Source organism: Pseudomonas sp. AU11447, from assembly GCF_001672555.2.
In the GTDB taxonomy this organism is placed as follows: Bacteria; Pseudomonadota; Gammaproteobacteria; order Pseudomonadales; family Pseudomonadaceae; genus Pseudomonas; species Pseudomonas nitroreducens.
On record NZ_LZDG02000054.1, the window covers coordinates 38,316 to 55,947 of the forward strand.

The 17,632-nt window shown below is 64.3% G+C and carries 16 protein-coding genes; 6 read left to right on the forward strand and 10 right to left on the reverse strand.

The genetic code is table 11. The features are described from left to right. The first annotated feature begins 218 nt into the window (after nucleotides 1–218). A complete protein-coding gene (locus tag A6723_RS21295) occupies nucleotides 219–746 on the forward strand; it encodes a ProQ/FinO family protein (RefSeq protein WP_054910267.1) in 528 nt (175 codons plus the stop codon). Between the two features lie 124 nt (nucleotides 747–870). Here the strand turns inward: A6723_RS21295 and A6723_RS21300 are convergent, their stop codons facing one another. After that, on the reverse strand, nucleotides 871–1,296 hold the full coding sequence (locus A6723_RS21300; protein WP_054910266.1) for a hypothetical protein: 426 nt from the start codon (nucleotides 1,294–1,296) through the stop codon (nucleotides 871–873). Nucleotides 1,297–1,745: 449 nt separating this feature from the next. On the opposite strand from A6723_RS21300, the gene A6723_RS21305 reads away from it, so the two are divergent. Both A6723_RS21305 and A6723_RS21310 read left to right on the forward strand, forming a co-directional pair. Beyond that, the gene (locus tag A6723_RS21305; RefSeq protein ID WP_054910265.1) at nucleotides 1,746–2,219 is read left to right on the forward strand and encodes a hypothetical protein; all 474 of its coding nucleotides are present in this window, start codon (nucleotides 1,746–1,748) and stop codon (nucleotides 2,217–2,219) included. Between the two features lie 307 nt (nucleotides 2,220–2,526). Continuing rightward, nucleotides 2,527–3,687 (forward strand): GGDEF domain-containing protein, encoded by a 1,161-nt coding sequence (locus A6723_RS21310; RefSeq protein WP_054910264.1) that lies wholly within the window; start codon nucleotides 2,527–2,529, stop codon nucleotides 3,685–3,687. Nucleotides 3,688–3,961: 274 nt separating this feature from the next. Here the strand turns inward: A6723_RS21310 and A6723_RS21315 are convergent, their stop codons facing one another. The 4 genes from A6723_RS21315 to A6723_RS21330 form a co-directional block, all read right to left on the reverse strand. Beyond that, nucleotides 3,962–5,233, reverse strand: a complete 1,272-nt coding sequence (locus tag A6723_RS21315) for a RidA family protein (RefSeq protein WP_054910263.1) — start codon at nucleotides 5,231–5,233, stop codon at nucleotides 3,962–3,964. A 333-nt stretch (nucleotides 5,234–5,566) separates the two neighbouring features. Further along, the gene (locus tag A6723_RS21320) at nucleotides 5,567–7,192 is read right to left on the reverse strand and encodes an NADP-dependent glyceraldehyde-3-phosphate dehydrogenase (RefSeq protein WP_054910262.1); all 1,626 of its coding nucleotides are present in this window, start codon (nucleotides 7,190–7,192) and stop codon (nucleotides 5,567–5,569) included. Nucleotides 7,193–7,677: 485 nt separating this feature from the next. Next, the gene (locus A6723_RS21325; RefSeq protein ID WP_024762473.1) at nucleotides 7,678–9,030 is read right to left on the reverse strand and encodes a GntP family permease; all 1,353 of its coding nucleotides are present in this window, start codon (nucleotides 9,028–9,030) and stop codon (nucleotides 7,678–7,680) included. A 107-nt stretch (nucleotides 9,031–9,137) separates the two neighbouring features. Beyond that, nucleotides 9,138–9,659, reverse strand: coding sequence for a gluconokinase (locus tag A6723_RS21330; protein WP_054910260.1), 522 nt, complete (start codon nucleotides 9,657–9,659; stop codon nucleotides 9,138–9,140). 234 nt (nucleotides 9,660–9,893) lie between these two features. On the opposite strand from A6723_RS21330, the gene A6723_RS21335 reads away from it, so the two are divergent. Further along, nucleotides 9,894–10,937 carry a LacI family DNA-binding transcriptional regulator gene (locus tag A6723_RS21335; RefSeq protein WP_054910259.1) on the forward strand — a complete coding sequence of 348 codons (1,044 nt, stop codon included), beginning with the start codon at nucleotides 9,894–9,896 and terminating at the stop codon, nucleotides 10,935–10,937. Between the two features lie 303 nt (nucleotides 10,938–11,240). Here A6723_RS21335 and A6723_RS21340 read toward each other — a convergent pair whose 3' ends face one another. Genes A6723_RS21340 through A6723_RS21360 form a run of 5 tightly spaced genes read right to left on the reverse strand, consistent with a single transcriptional unit; the run spans nucleotide 11,241 to nucleotide 14,680 of the window. Next, a complete protein-coding gene (locus A6723_RS21340) occupies nucleotides 11,241–11,768 on the reverse strand; it encodes a hypothetical protein (RefSeq protein ID WP_024762476.1) in 528 nt (175 codons plus the stop codon). A 15-nt stretch (nucleotides 11,769–11,783) separates the two neighbouring features. Further along, nucleotides 11,784–12,305 carry a methylamine dehydrogenase light chain gene (locus A6723_RS21345; RefSeq protein WP_045217996.1) on the reverse strand — a complete coding sequence of 174 codons (522 nt, stop codon included), beginning with the start codon at nucleotides 12,303–12,305 and terminating at the stop codon, nucleotides 11,784–11,786. Between the two features lie 17 nt (nucleotides 12,306–12,322). Next, nucleotides 12,323–12,955, reverse strand: a complete 633-nt coding sequence (gene mauD, locus A6723_RS21350; protein ID WP_054910258.1) for a methylamine dehydrogenase accessory protein MauD — start codon at nucleotides 12,953–12,955, stop codon at nucleotides 12,323–12,325. Between the two features lie 4 nt (nucleotides 12,956–12,959). Continuing rightward, nucleotides 12,960–13,499 carry a MauE/DoxX family redox-associated membrane protein gene (locus A6723_RS21355; protein ID WP_054910257.1) on the reverse strand — a complete coding sequence of 180 codons (540 nt, stop codon included), beginning with the start codon at nucleotides 13,497–13,499 and terminating at the stop codon, nucleotides 12,960–12,962. Between the two features lie 35 nt (nucleotides 13,500–13,534). After that, the gene (locus tag A6723_RS21360; RefSeq protein WP_054910256.1) at nucleotides 13,535–14,680 is read right to left on the reverse strand and encodes an amine dehydrogenase large subunit; all 1,146 of its coding nucleotides are present in this window, start codon (nucleotides 14,678–14,680) and stop codon (nucleotides 13,535–13,537) included. 457 nt (nucleotides 14,681–15,137) lie between these two features. Between A6723_RS21360 and codB the strand changes: the two genes are divergently transcribed. After that, complete coding sequence (gene codB, locus A6723_RS21365; protein WP_054910255.1) at nucleotides 15,138–16,397, forward strand: cytosine permease; 1,260 nt, start codon at nucleotides 15,138–15,140, stop codon at nucleotides 16,395–16,397. Then, entirely contained in the window at nucleotides 16,394–17,614 is a 1,221-nt protein-coding gene (locus A6723_RS21370; RefSeq protein WP_054910254.1) for a PucR family transcriptional regulator, read from the forward strand. The genes codB and A6723_RS21370 overlap by 4 nt, the downstream gene beginning before the upstream one ends. Nucleotides 17,615–17,632: the final 18 nt, after the last annotated feature.

Sequence of the window (17,632 nt, forward strand, 5' to 3'; positions counted from 1 at the left end):
AGAGAGTAAATCTGGACTGACGCTTCTTGACTAGCCTCGTCATGCATCTATGTCCGCAATGGGTCGGTAGCTGCCCCACGTCACAGGCAGAAATCGGCTAGGAGCGGCCATTGAGGGACCGCTAAATCAGAGGCGATTTGTGCTGATCCAGATGTTCCCAATGGATACGTGGAATAATCGTGCGCCAAGCAATCAACCAAGAAGCTGTGAACTGAACGATGGGTTTTGAACAACTAGCCGTGCTCCGCGACCGCCTGCGGGCTGAAAAAGAGCAGGTAAAAGCCGAAAGCACCAAGCACCGCCAGCGGAAGACCTCCTCCCAGGTAAAGCCTCGCGACCAAGATCCCGCGGTGGAAGTGATCTGGAGATTGCAGAAGCACTTTCCATTGGCCTTCCCTGTTAATCCGGCTCCCAAGGTGCCGCTCAAGGAGGGCATTCTCAAGGATGCTGAGCAACACCTGCAGCAGCTCGGAATAACCAGCGAACAGCTCAAGCTGGGCATCGCCACTTGGTGCCGAGGAATCCGATACTGGGCAAGCATGGTGGAGAATGCACCGCGTCTGGACTTGAACGGCCAGGCAGCCGGCACTGTGACATCTGCTCAAGCGTTGTACGCGAAGCAGCAGGCTTCTCGGCAACGGACCCTAGACCGACGAAATCGTGCGAAGTCGGAAACCACCAGTCCAGGGCCTGCCGCCGATGCCGAGAAGAAACAAGGCACGGAGCCAAACTCAGTCGCCCCCTGAGTGAAGTCGCCGACCTCTTAGATCACTGGCAAGGTAACTACTAGCTGCCTTATACGTCCCTTTGGACGTCTGAAACGTACATCGGCCAAGGGCAGTTACCGGACAGTAGCGGACATCCGCGCGCCTAGGTCTTCAGCAGCGCAGCTGGGATCACCAAGGCGCCGAACGAAACATCGGGCAACTCGGTAGCCGCGGCAGCCAGTTGCATCGAAGCGGGGAGTTCTTTAAGCGTTAACGGCCGCAGCGGCCGTGCTTGCAGCTCGTAGCCTTCGATCCGAAGCTGAGTTACTCGATGGACGTCCGACCAGTCGTAAGCGAAGAATCCACGTTTGGCGAACCTAACGAAATCATCCGGGCGCGGAAGATTGACCAGCAGATCGAAGCCCGACGTTTCGGGAAGCAGATCGACTTCCGGTTCGGTGATATTGATCGATGCAACGGCTGTGAATGGAACGGTTCCGGCTCCACTGGTGGTAAAGATGGCAAGTTGCCCGAGGGCATCGACTGCTATCCACGCCACATCCAGTCCATCAAGATCGTCCGGGGTCACAGGTGTACCTCCCGTGAAATATCAGCATTCGCACCTTGGCGGCGCCCGGACGCCCGACTCGGCACGGCTAGGTCAATTACATACCCGGGCAGCCGCGATTAGAACTGTGCAGGGACAATGTCCGCAATGGGTCGGAAGCTGCCCTTTGGCAACATGCCGGATGGATCGCCTGGCTTGACCTCTTCCAGCCTTCCCCATAACCTCCCGACGCCCCTGTGAAAGCGACAGGGGGCGGGTTTGGCGACCCGAAATCCACAGCGCGACCGCGCCTATAGCGCTGCGACGTATTCCTACGTTCGTAGTGTCTTGCTATGGCAGGCCGCGCAGGGAGACCTTCGGGTCTGCCGGTCCTGTGGTTCCGGTTCGCCAACCTTGCGCGGTTCTGCCACCCCTACCGTTTGGCGACGGGGGAGTGGCCTTTCTGGATTAACCACAAAGGTCTCAACTCCATGGACGACATCTACGTTCCCACCGTTTTCCACCGCTACAACCGTTCCCTGCGCGGTGTGTTGATCGACAACCAGCCCTGGTTGGTCGCCCGCGAGCTGGGCTATCTGATCCGCGAGCGGGTCGAGACTTATGTTCTTCGTCTGGATGATGATCTGTTTCGTGAAGCGCGCCTGGTGACGGGCGGCGGCGAGGAGGTCGCGTTGCTGGTGAATGATTTTGGCGCTTTCCATGTGCTGCATCGGTTTCGCGATCCGGAGCATCGGGAGTTGCGTCGGTGGATCACTGGGCATGTGTTGCCGGTATTGAGGGATCAGGAGCCTGGCAGGGCGGGATTCCCGCAGCGCATGCAGGCAAGAGGGGACGGCCGTGCGCTGGCGGTGCTGGATTGGCAGGGGGAGTTGTGGGTGCCGATGCATGAGGTGCCGAGATTGATGCGTGAGGAGCGGCGCGGGCGTTGGTGGCGCAGGGAGTAGCCGGTTGCGGTGGAGCAGCGGCGGGCTCCTATCCGACCGAGTCCCGGGAGCCCGCTTCCCGCAAGTGGGAGAGGGCAGCACGGAGCAGGGTAAGGTAGGCCGCCCGCTCCGACGATTCAGTGCAGTCGAACTGGGCCTGCGTTGTGCGTGGCGCGGAGATTGCCTTCCGTTGCTCCGTGTGACTACGATCCGTGATTGTAAATAGCCATGCCCCATGCGCTGGCACTCCAGGAGCATCATAGGCGCGTGCTTGCGCCGCTCCTGCACTGTTCGGCTCCCGTTGCCATCCCTCCACTAGCGCGAATCCATGGTTACGACTGTCATCCTCAGCATGCTCTGCGTGCACCTGCTCTGTTTCTGCGTGATGTTCCTGCTGATCAGCAGGCGACTGAATGGCCGGAAGATGGGCATGGATGTGTTTGCGCTGGGCAATCTGTTGCTGGGGCTCGCCTACATCCTGCAACTGCTCGGCGGCCCGGCAAGCTGGGGGGTGATGAGTGTCGTCAACCACACGCTGACGCTCTGCGCGCCGGTGGCCTATGTGCTGGGTGCGCTGCGTTTCTTCGACCGCCCCACGCCAGTGTGGCGTCCACTGCTGTCGCTGGCCGCCGGCTACTTGCTGGCGCAGGTGCTGGTGCAGACGCTGTTCGGCTCGGCGGCGCGCCACGCGCTGTTGGCGGGGGCCTGTGCGGTGCTGTTCCTGGCCATGACCGTGGCGGTGTTGTATGCCGGACGAACCGTTGCCAGGGATCTGCGCGTCGAGATGGTGGTGTTTGCCGTGTTGATCGGCGGCATCTGTGCGCTGAATGCGATCAAGTTCGTGATGATTCTCCACGGAGGAATGGACGCGCTGGATATGAGCAGCAGCTTCCAGCGAACCTTCTACATCTACATGTCCTTCCTGGGGACGGTGCTGCCTCCGTGCGCCGTCTGGCTGGTGCTGCGACGCCTGACGGATGAGCTGCGCACCATGGCCGCCCATGACCCGCTCACTCATCTGCTCAACCGGCGGGGCTTGCTCGACGGGCTGGAGGCGCACTTCCGCTCCCGGCGTGCGGGTGCGGCTTACCTGTTGATCGTGGATATCGACCACTTCAAGCGCATCAACGATACCCACGGCCACCAGGTGGGCGACCTTGTGCTCTGCCATGTCGCGGAAGTCCTCAAGAGCACGGCGCGCCAGGGCGACCTGATCTGCCGCCTGGGCGGCGAGGAGTTCGTGGTGATTGCCCTGAACACGGACGGAGCGGGTGCCTTGCAACTGGCGGAGCGTACGCGAGTGGCGATTGAGCACAGCCAGGTGCCCGGCATCGGTGCGGGTCAGCCGATCTGCTGTACGGCGACCATCGGTGTTTCGCCTGAATTCAGCAGCGCGCATGCGCTGGATGGCGTGCTGCAGCAGGCCGATGCGGCGCTGTACCGGGGCAAGACTTCGGGGCGCAATCGCGTGGAAGGGGTTGTTGCCTAGCGGCTGGTCGCTTCGGGATTGAGGCGGTGGCAGCGGGTTCGCGAGCAGGCTCGCTCCTGCGGGGTGGCTGAGTAGGGTTGAAAACGCGATAGCGTTATTCGCCGCCAGGGGCTGGCGGATAAGCGGTTACAGGCTGTTCGTCCTGCGGTCTAGGCGGGCGTACTGTCGAGGGTGGCTCGGTGTTGGACGTTGCCCTCACCCCAGCCCTTTCCCTGAAGGGAGAGGGCTGGAGAGGGGGCGGAGCGAGGCGGAAAAGGCTGCGTCCGCTCAACCGTTACGCGGCCGGCGGGGTGCCTTCGGCGTTGGCGACCACGGCGTCGATCTGGATCGAGGCGCCTTTGGGCAGGGCCGATACGCCCACGGTGCGGCGCGCCGGCGTGCCGCCAGGGAAGTAGCTGGCGTACACCTCATCCACTGCGGCGATGTCGTCGATGTTGGTCAGGAACAGGTTGACCTTCACCACATCCGCCAGGGCGTGGTCGATGCTTTCGACGATGGCCTTGAGGTGCTTGAAGCACTGGGCGGCCTGTTCCTTCACGCCGCCTGCCACCAGTTCACCGGTCCGGACGTCCAGCGGCAGCTGGGCGGAGATGTGGTTGTAGTGGGAGAAGGCGACGGTCTGGGTGGAGTAGGGGCAACGCGGCGCGGCGTCGGTGTTGTGGGCCTTGATGACGATGCCGTGGCGATCTTCCACCGCTTGCGGCGGGGTGCCGTCACCGTGGGAGACCACGGCTTCGATCTGCACCAGGGCGTCCAGCGGCAGGGCTTTTGCCGCTACCACGGTGCGCGCGGGGAAGTAGCCGACGGCACGGGCGATGGCCGAATCGGGGAAGAAGGTGGTGTAGACCTGGTTCATTGCGTCGGCATCGGCGAGGTTCTTGACGAAGACGGTGATCCGCACGATGTCGTCGAAGGGCACGTCGATGCCTTCGAGGATGTTCTTGATGTTGCGCAGGCACTGCGCGGTCTGTTCCTTGATGCCCCCTGAGACCAGCTTGCCGGTGCGCGGGTCGATGGGCAGCTGCGCGGACAGGTTGTTGTAGTGGGAGAAGGCGACCGACTGGGTCGAGAGCGGGTTCAGCGGCGCATTTTCGGTGCTGCCTTCGACCTTGATCAGGTCGCCCGCCTGCGGGGCGTTGGGGATGGTGCCTTCACCGCAGGTGATGAGGGCTTCGACCTGCACCTGGGCGCCCAGCGGCAGCGCTGCCACGCCAACGGTGGTCAGGGTCGGGACGTAGTCCGGGAAGAAGCTGGCGTGGACTTTGCCGACGGCTTCGGCGTCCGCGATGTTGGTCAGGAAGATCGAGATACGGACGCTGTCATCCAGTTTGTGGCCGATGCTTTCCACCACGGCCTTGAGGTTCCTGTAGCACTGCTCGGCCTGCTCTTTCACGCCGCCGGCGACCAGCTTGCCGCTGGCAGGGTCGATGGGCAGTTGCGCCGACAGGTTGTTGTAATGGGAGAAAGCGACGGTTTGCGAGTAAGGGCCGGTGCCCTGGGGTGCCTTGTCGGTATTTCTCGCCAGTACTGCGTTGTAGCCACTCATAGGGTGCTCCCTGGTTTGCTGGGAATCCGTGGGTTTCGTGGCAAAGGCTCAGTCCGGTTCGTTATCGGTCGTTGCCACTGTTCATTCAGACGACGGATATCGAACTCGTCGAGAGGCGCGCAGACTATCGAGTCTCCAGGGGGGACCCCTTTGACTTAAGGCAAGCGTAGTGGGGTCTTCTTACCGGGTTGTTTCAATTGGCGATGAGCGTTAGTCGGGATGGTTTGCAGGGGGGCTGGGAGGGCTTGAGGAGGAGTCAGTGTATTTCATGGGAATGCCGTGCCTGGGCGCTTCCCTCTCCCTTCAGGGAGAGGGGCTCTGCGCAACTGAGTGTCAGAAGATGTAATCCGTAGTCAGGAAGCTGGAATCGCGGTCACGGATGATCTGGCTGATCAGTTCCTTGTTGGCGTCGGTGAAGCGCGTGGCCACCAGGGTGCGGATGGAGAAGGTGCGCAGGGCGTCATGGACGGAGAGGGTGCCTTCGGCGGAGTTCTTGCGGCCGTTGAAGGGATAGCTGTCCGGGCCGCGCTGGCACTGGGCGTTGATGTTGATGCGGCCCACCTGGTTGACGAAGGCGTCCACCAGCGGGCCGATTTGCGCCGGGTCGTTGCCGAACAGGCTGAGCTGCTGGCCGTAGTCGGATTGCAGGACGTAGTCGATCACTTCGTCCAGCTCGCGGTAGGGCACCACGGGCACCAGCGGGCCGAACTGTTCCTCGTTGTACAGGCGCATGTCGGCGCGCACCGGGCTGAGCAGGGCGGGGTAGAAGAAGCTTTCACGGCTCTCGCCGCCGCCTTGGTTGATGACCTTGGCGCCCTTGGCCAGCGCGTCCTGCAACAGGCCGTTCAGGTAATCGACCTTGCCCGGCTCGGGCAGCGGCGTCAGCGCCACGCCTGGCTCCCAGGGCATGCCGGGCTTGAGTTCGGCGAGCTTGGCGCTGAACTTGTCGAGGAAAGTCTCCAGCACGTCTTCGTGGACGAAGAGGATCTTCAGCGCGGTGCAGCGCTGGCCGTTGAAGGAGAGGGCGCCGGTGATGGCTTCGCTGACGGCGTTGTCGAGGTCGACGCTGGGCAGGACGATGCCGGGGTTCTTCGCATCCAGCCCGAGGGCCGCGCGCAGGCGGTGCGGGCGTGGGTGGAGTTTCTTCAGGTCGGCGGCGCCGGAGTGCGTGCCGATGAAGGCGAAGACGTCGACCTTGCCGCTGGCCATCAGCGCGCTGACGGTCTCGCGGCCGCGCCCGTAGATGACGTTGATGACGCCTGGCGGGAAGCTGTCGCGGAAGGCTTCGAGCAACGGGCGAATCAATAGCACGCCAAATTTGGCGGGCTTGAAGACTACGGTGTTGCCCATGATCAGCGCCGGGATCAGCGTGGTGAAGGTTTCGTTCAGCGGGTAGTTGTACGGGCCCATGCACAGCGCCACGCCCAGCGGCACGCGGCGAATCTGCCCGAGGGTGCCCTGTTCCAGTTCGAAGCGGCTGGAGCGGCGATCCAGTGCCTTGAGCGCCTCGATGGTGTCGACGATGTAGTCGCAGGTGCGGTCGAACTCCTTCTCCGAGTCCTTGAGGTTCTTGCCGATCTCCCACATCAGCAGCTTGACCACGGCGGTGCGCTGCTCGCGCATGCGGGCAAGGAAGCGCTCGACGTGGGCGATGCGCTCGGCCACGCGCAGGTTGGGCCATTCACCCTGGCCGTTGTCGTAGGCGGCCACGGCGGCATCCAGCGCAGCGAGGGCGGCGTCGGCGTCGAGCAGCGGTGTGCTGCCGAGGATGACCTGTTCGTCGCCCTGGTCAGTGGCGAGGAATACCGGGCTGCGCACCGGGGCGAGCGGGCCATCCCAGCGGCGCATCTCGCCGTTGACCAGGTATTCGCGTTGTTCGACCGGCGCGTCTGGGCGCCAGGTGTCGGGGATGTCCGTGAGGCGGGGGAACAGATGGTCGAGCTTGTTGTTGTCGGGCATGACTCATCCCTCGGGAAAGGTGGGCGACTGGTCTGTTTTAGAGCGTAGTTGTATTCAAGTAAATCGATTCAGCTCCGAGGGTACAGGCGGCGCCTATGTAGGGCGAATAACCGCTCGCGGTTATCCGCCTTCGGGCTCGGCGCAGGGGGATTGGCGGATAACGCGTGCCGCGTTATGCGCCCTACGGGTGTTTCGCCGGTTGCGGGGGTTGCAGAGGCTGCAGGAGTTCCTGCTGCTCGGCGTAGCGGGCGCGGATGTCGAAGTCGCGAGGCCAGGCGGGTTGCGCGGGGCGGGCTTTCGGAGTTGCGGAGGAAGTCACGGGCGATACCTCGTTGCAGGAGTCCGGGGCGAAGGGTTCAGCGTTCGCCGGGTAGTGTCGAAGAGGGGTTGATGGGTATCGCTGCGCTCCACGCCATCCTACGAGTGCCCGAGTGAGCCTCGTGCGTAGGATGGGTGGAGCGCAGCGATACCCATCGATCAATGCCTCAGACAAACAGCGACAGCAGCAGGATGAAGCCCAGGCCGACCACCGAGAGGATGGTCTCCATGGCGGTCCAGGTCTTGAAGGTCTCCATCACGCTCATGTTGAAGTACTGCTTCACCAGCCAGAAGCCAGCGTCATTGACGTGGGAAAGGATCAGCGAGCCGGCGCCGGTCGCCAGTACCAGCAGTTCGCGGTTCACGCCAGGGATCAGGTCGATCACCGGCACCACAATGCCTGCGCCGGTGATGGTGGCAACGGTGGCGGAGCCGGTGGCGATACGGATCACCGCGGCCACCAGCCAGGCCAGGAGGATCGGTGAAATCTGCGCGTGGACTGCCATGTGGCCGATCACATCGCCTACGCCGCTGGCCACCAGCATCTGTTTGAAGCCGCCGCCGGCACCGATGATCATCACGATGGCGGCGGTGGGCGCGAGGCTCTGGTCGAGCAGCTTGAGGATCTTCTTCGAGTCGAACCCACGGGCATGGCCGAAGGTGTAGAGCGACAGCAGCAGGGCCAGGAGCAGGGCGGTGATCGGGTGGCCGATCATGTCCAGCCAGGCGCGCACCACATGGCCGTCAGCGAGCATGACGTCGGCGAAGGTTTTCAGCAGCATCAGGAACACCGGCAGCAGCACGGTGAACAGGGTGACGCCGAAGCTGGGCAGGTTGCTGGTGTCCGGCTCGTGGGCAATCTGCGCCACTAGCTCTTCATTGGGCTGGCCGGGGATCATCTTCGAGATCCAGGCACCGAAGATCGGGCCGGCAATGGCGGCGGTCGGCAGGGCGACCAGCAGGCCATAGAAAATGGTCTTGCCGATATCCGCGCCGAATACGCCGATGGCCAGCAGCGGGCCCGGGTGCGGCGGCACCAGGCCGTGCACGGCGGAGAGGCCGGCGAGCAGCGGGATGCCGATCTTGATCAGCGATACACCGCTGCGCCGGGCGACGATGAACACCAGCGGCACCAGCAGGATGAAGCCGATCTCGAAGAACAGCGGGATGCCGACCAGAAAGGCGGCGAACATCATCGCCCAGTGCACGCGCTGCTTGCCGAAGGCCTGGATCAGCGTGCGGGCGATCTGATCGGCACCGCCGGACTCGGCCATCATCTTGCCGAGCATGGTGCCCAGCGCAAGGATGATGCCGACGAAGCCGAGTACGCCGCCAAAACCATCCTGGAAGGATTTGACGATGGTCGCCACGGGCATGCCGGAGGTCAGGCCGAGGAAGCCGGCGGCGATGATCAGGGCGACGAAGGGATGGATCTTGAAACGGGTGATCAGCAGGATCAGGCCGATGATGGTGACCACCGCATCCAGCAGCAGATAGGTCTCGTGGGACATGCCGAGCATGGGGCTCTCCTGTTGTTGTCGTTGTGTGCCGGAGCGGCTCTTCTCTGGGTGCAGAGAGTTTGGTGAGTTGAGATAGCGCTATCTTGAGTGGGCAGGCGCTATCAAGGTCAGTCGCTGGAATGCTGTCGCCACCACAAGTGCGCGGCTTCGGCCAGGTCGTCGACCGGGCGGGTGGCATCCAGGTGCAGGGTCAGCGGTTCGCTCAGCGGCGGTTCGAGGGCGGCGAACTGGCTGTCGATCAGGCTGGCCGGCATGAAGTGACCGGGCCGGGTGGCGACGCGCTCGGCGGCGGCGTCACGGGTCAGCTCCAGGAACACCACGCCCAGGCCGGGCACCGCGCGGCGCAGGCGTTCGCGGTAGATCAGCTTGAGTGCGGAGCAGGTGAGCACCGGGCGCTGGCCGGCGGCGATGGCCTTCTGCAGTTCGGCGGCGAGGGTATCGAGCCAGCCGGCGCGGTCTTCGTCGGTGAGCGGGATGCCGGCGCTCATCTTCTCGATGTTGGCGGTGGGGTGGAAGGAATCGCCTTCGATGGCGAACGCGCCGTTGCGCAGGCAAAGCGCCTCACCGACGCTGGATTTGCCGCATCCGGAGACGCCCATGATGAGGACGGCATCGATGGAAGGGGTCATGGAAAGCCTCATTGCTGAGACAGCGCTGTCTTTGTTGGGCGTAACGAAAAGCATCGGCTGCCTCCGTATTCTTGTCATTCTAGTCGGTCTGTCCTGGCGGCTTCGGCAGTAGTGCTCTGATAACGAGCAAGGGGCCGGCGGGCGAGGGGCCAGCGGGAGCTGGTCTCAGGCAATTGCCCTGGTCGCAAGACAGCGCTACCTTAGTGCCTCGATTTTTGTTTGGCAATACGCCCGATGACCGTCAAGAAGAACGACAAGAAGAACGACAAAAGCTCCCGAACCACCGGCCGACCGACACTGGATGAAGTAGCGCGCCGCGCCGGAGTAAGCCCGATCACCGCTTCGCGGGCGCTGCGAGGGGTGAGCACGGTGGCTGAGGAACTGGCGGAAAAGGTCCGACAGGCGGCCAGCGAGTTGGGCTACGTCGCCAACCCGGCCGCCCGTGCGCTGGCCTCCAAGCAGAGCCACAACATCGTGGTGCTGGTGCCGTCGCTGGCGAACCAGCTGTTCATCGAAACCCTCGAAGCCATCCACGCGGTGATGCACCCGCGCGGCCTCGAAGTGCTGATCGGCAACTACCACTATTCCCGCGACGAAGAAGAGAACCTGCTGCGCAACTACCTCTCCTATCAGCCGCGCGGCTTGCTGCTGACCGGCTTTGATCGCACGGAAAGCGCACGACGGATGATCGAGGCGAGCGGCGTGCCGAGCGTCTACATGATGGACCTCGACCCTGGCGCCGGGCTGCACTGCGTGGGCTTCTCGCAGATTCGCGCGGGAGAGGCGGCGGCCAAACATCTGCTCAAGAGCGGCCGCAAACGCCTGGCCTATATCGGCGCGCAGCTGGACCAGCGCACGCTGCTGCGCGGCGAGGGTTATCGCCGCGCGCTGCAGCAGGCTGGCTGCTACGACCCTGCGCTGGAAATCCTCACGCCACGCCCATCTTCGGTGGGCCTTGGCGGCGAGCTGTTTCGCCAGTTGCTGGCCAGCCAGCCGCAGGTGGAAGGCATCTTCTTCGGCAACGACGACCTGGCCCACGGTGCGCTGCTCGAAGCCATGCGTCACGGCATTCGCATCCCCGAACAGGTGGCGGTGCTGGGGTTCAACGACCTGCCCAGCTCGGAATTCATGGTGCCGCGCCTGTCCAGCATCCGCACCCCGCGCAAGGCCATAGGCACCCATGCGGCGGAGCGACTGCTCGACCTGATCAACGACAAACCGGTGAGCGAACCGGTGATGGACCTGGGGTTCGAGTTGATGGTGCGGGAGAGTAGTTGACTCCAGCGCTTTCGTAGGGCGCATAACGCGCCAGCGTTATCCGCCGTGAGGCATCCGGCGGATAACCTGTTCCAGGTTATGCGCCCTACGGATCTGTTCAGGGAAATCGGTACCTCGGCCGTAGGATGGCGTGGAGCGAAGCGATACCCATCAGGTCCGTGCGCCGTCCGCATGGGTATCGCTGCGCTCCACCCATCCTACGAAAGCCCCCTGCAAATCTGCCGCGCATAAAAAAGCCCGCTGGAGCGGCGGGCTGAATGCGGAGGCAAAACAATCCGGCGGGCAAGCCGCCGGAGCAATCACTCAATACGCATCGCTCATCCCATCGGTGATGGTGATGCCCTGCTTGCGCATTTCCTGGATCAACCCGGCGCGGGTGCCGGGCAGGTTCATCAGGGCCTGGTAGCGCGTGGCTTTGACTTCCTCGGCGGTGTACGGCTTGAACTCGGCGGGCATGCTGTCGCCAGCCATGCCGTCCTTGCGCAGCAGCCAGTTGAGCAGGTCGGCCAGTTGCGCGTCGTTCAGCGCGGACTGCGACATGCCCGGCACGCGCACGAGGAATTGCCGCCCTCCGTCCACCTTCAGGAAGTTGCCGACGAAGCCGTGCAGGCGCGGCGTGTCGTTGGCCTTGCTGCCGCTGCCTTCGGTGAGGTGGCAGCCGGCGCACTGCAACTGGTAGTTGGTGGCCGGGGTGTAGCTGAGCTGGGAGATCGGCTTCTGCACCGCCTCGTTGCCGGGCGCCGGGCGCTGGTGCGGATCGGGGATCGCACGGGCCTGGGCGAGGGGAGCGACCAGGCTGCAGAGCAGGGCGCCGACAACGAGACTACGCATGGGACTTCTCCGGACTCAGACCGCGACGCCGCGGATGATGGTGACGGTGCAGTTGTAGATGCGCGATTCCGCGCCCAGGCACCAGTTGACGTCGTTGTTGTTGAACGGACGGTACAGCGGTTCCTCGCTCTCGTTGCGGGTACAGGCGCACTGGGAGCAGCTGTGCTTACCGCAGCAGTCGTTGTAGGAAATGATGTAGTCCTTGCCGTCGGCCGGGTTGCGGCAGGTACCGATCCAGGTCACCTGGGAAGCATCGGTGCCGGGCGGGCAGGAGGTGGTGGTGCCGCCACAGCAGGTGCAGAGGAAGCCGTCGATGGAGCAGTAGCGCCAGTAGTCGCAGCTGTTCGGATCACCCGGGTCGCCCGCCTTCGGCGCTTCGGCGGCCAGGGCCTTGGAGGTGCGGTCGATCGGCAGGATGATCGGCAGCGCCGCGCCGGCCACCAGCAGCGAGCCGAAGCGGCCCAGCAGCTTGCGCCGCGAGGTGACGTTGGCCACCTGGCGGGAGGAGCGCTCGAACAGGTTGTCGAGGAATTTCATTCTTGTTCTCTCCGTGATCAGTGGCTGTGGCCGTGGCTGGCGTCGTGGGTGTGCACGCCGTTGTGGCTGTGGCCATTCATGTACTGCTGCAGGGTGGCGCTGCCCAGGTGCTCGACCTCGAACAGGCTGTCCAGGTGCTCGCGGGAGTTCACCAGGCCCTTGGCGCGCAGCACGCCCTTGCTGTCGATCAGCGCGGCGTAGGGCAGCTTGCCGATCTGGTAGGTCATGCCGACTTCCGGGCCGACCACGTAGGCGGCTTTTTCCAGGCCGTGCTCGGCGATCAGCGCCTGCTGGGCGGCCATGTCGCCGTCGCTGACGTAGATCACTTCCAGCTCGCCGGCCTTGTCCTTGGCGATGGATTTGATCGCCGGCAGCAGCGATTTGCAGATCGGGCAGGTCGGCGAGAGGAAGAACAGCAACTGGCCGCGCTCGCCTTCATAGCCGAAGTTGACCGGGCGACCGTGGCGGTCGGCGGCGGTGACTTTCGGCGCGGGCTCGTTGACGGCCACACCCTTGTCGACCATCAGCGCGCCGGCCGGAGCGATACGGCCATGCAGGACGCCGATCTGGCGCACCAGCGCCATCACGGTGAAGGCGAGGGCGATGAGCAGCACCCAGAGAAGAATGTTGGAAACGATCAGGCCTTCCATTTGTTCACCTTCCGATGAGTTTGAGCAGACGGGGATGGTTCGCCAGCAGGCTGTCGGCCGCGGCGTACAGGAGCAGGGTGACGGCGCTGGCCGCGAGGATCACGAAGGCGTCGAACACGCCCAGCTCGCGAGCCTGCGGAGCGCTGGCGGCGAGCAGGGCGAGCGCCGCGATGATCGCGTTGCGCAGCAGCAGCACCGGGCGCAGCGGTTGCATCTGGCCGGGGCCGGAGCAGCCGCAGTCGATGTCACGACGACCGCGCCAGAGGTTGATGCCGATGGCGCCGGCATAGAACAGGATCAGCGCCGTGGCGGCCAGGGCCGCCACATGGCGACTCGCCGGCACCAGCAGGGCGAAGGCAATGACGCCCTCGACCACCGGCAGCACGCGGGCCACTGGGCCGACCAGCGAGGCCGGCAGCAGGCCGTAGTCTTCGACCTGGCGGGCGAAGCGCATCGGCGCGCGCAGCTTGTGGCTGGCGGCGCTGGCGAGCAGCACCGCAACGGCCACCGCACTGGCGATGATCAGGATCGGATCGGAAAACATATCCGTACCTCTCAGGGATGACTTGCTAAAAAGGCTTAGTGGCTCAGGACCAGGATCGGCGTCTTGGCGATCTTGTCCATGCTGCCGTTGTACTTGCCGGTCTTCAGGTCGAAGATCTGCAGGCCGCCTTCGATGTCGGTGCCCAGCAGCAGCGGCTTGTCGTCGGTGGTGGCGTGCAGGCTCCACACCGGCTTGGGCGCTTCCAGGGTGCCGATCTTCTTCTGCGTCTTCAGGTCGTAGACCCAGATGAACGGGCTCGGGTCTTCCCATTTGCCGGCGCTGTGCTCTTCATGCATCAGCACGTACATGCGGTTCAGCTTGGGCGCTACGGCCATCAACTGCCAGCCGCCGGTGCCCCAGCCCTTCTTGCGTTCTTCGTCGGTGGTCAGCGACCAGCTCGGCAGCATCTTCGGCTTGTCGCCGGAAACGTCCACCGGCTTGACCATGCCGTCGGTGGTCACGAAGAAGTAGGTCTCGCCCACGGCCAGGCCGCGTTCGTTGAGCTTCTCCTTGTTCGGGTCGAAGAAGGGAGTCTGGCTGCGGCCGACTTCCTTGCCGTCGTCGCCGATCCTGGTGATCTGCAGCTGGCCGTCACCGCACAGCGAGGCGAAGCTGCGCTTGCCCACCGGGTAGTTGAGCACGCAGCCGCTGATGGCGATTTCGCTGGCGACCTTTTTCTCCTGCGTATCGACCACGGTGACCGAGGTGGACGGGGTGAAGTTGTAGATGTAGACGAAGCGGTCGTCGGAGCTCGCGCCCAGGGCGTACTTCTGGGTCAGGATCGAGGCGCGCTTGGCCGGGATTTCCACTTCCCACTTCGGACGCAGGTTCGAGGTGTCCCAGGCGGTCAGCACGTCGGTGCGCACGCCTCGGGTGCCGCGGGAGTAGAAGGTGTCGGCGGAGTACAGGGTCTTCTCGTCGTGGCTCAGGGTGGACGGAGCGACGAAGCCGGTGCTGACCATGCCGAGCATCTTCTTCTGCTCGGGGTCGACCACGGTGACGCGGCCGGCGATGAAGTTCTCGAACTCCACGTCGACGATGTACGCACGGTGCGGCGAGGGCGGGAACGGCAAGACGGTCTCACCGATGCTCTCGGTCGGCAGCTCGGCGTGGGCTGCGCTCATCGCGAGGCAGGTGCCCAGCGCGAGGACCGATGGAGCGAGGAACCTGGCGACGCTCATTGGGTTACTCCCTATTCTTGTGTTGGCGGGCTTTTCGTGGCTTGTCCGCCAGCCACGGGGAGTGGATGGCGGACGGAAGATTGAGGAGAGTCTGCCTGTGTCGGGGTGCGCCGGACTTGTTGTCCGTGCCATTTCCTTGTCTGGGGGTGACAGGGTGTCGCAGGGAGAAAGTGCAGACGGCCGTGGCGTTTGGAAGGAGAAAATCCGCCGAACGGCACAGACATGGATCAAGGCTTTCGTCAGTTTTGGTGCGAAAAAGCTGCATCGTGCCCCGAAAATCCGCACAATGCACATTTGAGCTATCTTGAAACGCCGTTACACCCACCGGAAGTGTGCATTGTGAACAGTTCACAATGTTCGACATGCTCAAAATTTCCGCGTCGTTCCTGATTGGCTTTTCCGGCCCGCTATTTGCGTTGTGCCGGGAGTCCTCAACCAATCCTCGCGGAGACATCTGATGAGTTCCCCCAGTGAGTTCCCCCTGAGCGCGACGCCCAGGGAAGGGCGCAAAGGCCTGCTGCCCATCGCCATGGTCCTGTTCAGCTTCACCTTCTTCACCGGCACCATGTTCGCCGGCGGCAAGATCGGCATGGCCTTCGACTTCGTCGACATGCTCTGGGTCGCCTTCATCGGCAACGTGTTGCTCGCCATCTACGCCGCCGCCCTTGGCCTGATCGCCTCGCGCAGCGGCCTGAACACCGTGCTGATGGGGCGTTTCTGCTTCGGCGAGCGCGGCAGCAAGCTGTCCGACTTTCTCCTCGGCTTCGCCGAACTGGGCTGGTACGCCTGGGGCACTGCCACCGTGGCCATCGTGCTGGTGAAGATGCTGAGCCTGCCCGAGTGGCTGAACATCCCGCTGATGGTGGTGTTCGGCCTGCTGTTCTCGGTCACCGCGATCATCGGCTTCAAGGGGCTGGACATCATGTCCCGCGTGTCGGTGCCGCTGATGTTCATCCTGCTGGTGGCCTCGATGGTCATCGCGACCAACCACGCCGGCGGCTGGAGCGGCCTGCTGGCGAAGGAGCCGAGCCAGACGCTGACCTTCTCCGCCGCCGTGACCATGGTCTTCGGCACCTTCGCCAGCGGCGCGACCCAGGCCACCAACTGGACGCGCATGGCCCGCAGCGGGCGCATCGCGGTGATCGCCAGCGTGGTCGCCTTCCTCATCGGCAACGGCCTGATGATCGTCGCCGGCGCCTGGTGCGCGATCGTCTACCAGAACGCCGACATCGTCGAAGTGATGGTGCTGCAGGGCCTGTCCTTCGCCGCGGTGATCATGCTCTGCCTGAACCTGTGGACCATCCAGGGCCCGACCATCTACAACGTCTCCGCCGCCGCCTGTCACCTGGTGCGCAGCGAGCGCCGCCGCACCATGACCCTGCTGGCCGCCGGTATCGGCATCATCCTGGCCATCGGCGGCATGTACGAGTGGCTGATCCCGTTCCTGGTGCTGCTCGGCTCGATCATCCCGCCGTTGGGCGGCGTGATCATGGCGGACTACTGGTACCGCAACCGCGGTGAATACCCGGCGCTGGTGGGCACCCACATCCCGGCGTTCAACGTCTCCGGCCTGGTGTCCTACGCCGTCGGCGCGGGCCTGGCCTACGCCTCGCCGTGGATCGCACCGCTGGTGGGCATCGCCGCCTCGGCCATCTGCTACATCGTCCTCACCGAAGTCACCCGCGCCCGCGCGCCGGTGGCCGAGCCGCGCGCTTGAGCCTGAGCGTCGAGGAAATCCTCCGTCTGCCGGGGCTGGAAAGCCTCGCGCTGCGGGCCGGCGCGCGCAATGTGCATCGCAGCGTGCGCTGGTCCTACGTGGCGGAAAACGTCGGCATTGCCGACTGGGTGATGGGCGGTGAGCTGGTGTTCGTTACCGGCATCAACCACACCCGTGACGAAGCCAACCTGTTGCAACTGGTGCGCGAAGGCGTCGCCAGCGGCATCGCCGGCATCGTCATTCTTACCGGTGACGAGTTCATCCAGCGCATTCCCGAGTCCGTGGTGCATCTGGCCGAGGTGGAAGGGCTGCCGCTGATCGAGCAGCCCTACGCGCTGAAGATGGTCATCGTCACCCACCTGATCGGCACGGCGCTGGTGCAGATGACCCAGGTGAAGACCTCGCGCCGGGACATCCTCGGCCAGTTGCTGAGCGGCGACTTCCCCAGCCTGGAGATCGTACGTCGCCGCGCACAACACCTGGAGTTGCCGCTGGAAGCCCCGCGGCGCCTGGTGGCGCTGCGGCTGTCCGGCGTCGACAGGCTGTTCCAGCAGCACGAACCGGAAGAGGCCGAGCGCGCACTGCAGCTGACTCGCCAGCGCCTGCTCGACCATCTCGAAAGCTGGCAGCAGGAGCGCCCCGAGCGCCTGCCGGTGGTGATCCAGGGCGACCTGTTCGTCCTGCTGCTGACCGATTCCGAAAGTGCCGAGCGCCCCGAACTGCACGCCCTGGCCGCCGAACTGCAGCGGGAGCTGGCTCCGCTGCGCGCTTACCTTGGGCTGTCTGCCCGCGCCGATTCCTGCGCGGAATATCCCCGCGCGCTGCTCGAAGCGCGCCAGGCGCTGGATGTCGCCGAAGGCATGCAGGCGCCGGGCGGCGTCTGCGACTACCGTGAGCTGGGCGTGCTGCGCCTGCTGCGGGCGATCCCCGATCGCGCGGTGATCGAGCAGTTCATGAAGGACACCCTCGGCCCGCTCAACGATGCGGGCCGCAAACAGCCGCACCTGCTGATCGAGACGCTCGACGCGCTGGTCCAGGAAGGCGGCAACGCGCTCAAGGCGGCACAGCGCCTGGGCATCCATCGCAACACCCTGAACCAGCGGATTGCGCGCATCGAGGCCCTCAGCGGCCAGTCCCTGGACGACGCGCAATTCCGCCTGAATACCTCCGTGGCGCTGCTCATCTGGCGCATGTCCAGCGCGCCGCGCCACGAATAGCCTGAAGAGGACCTTTGA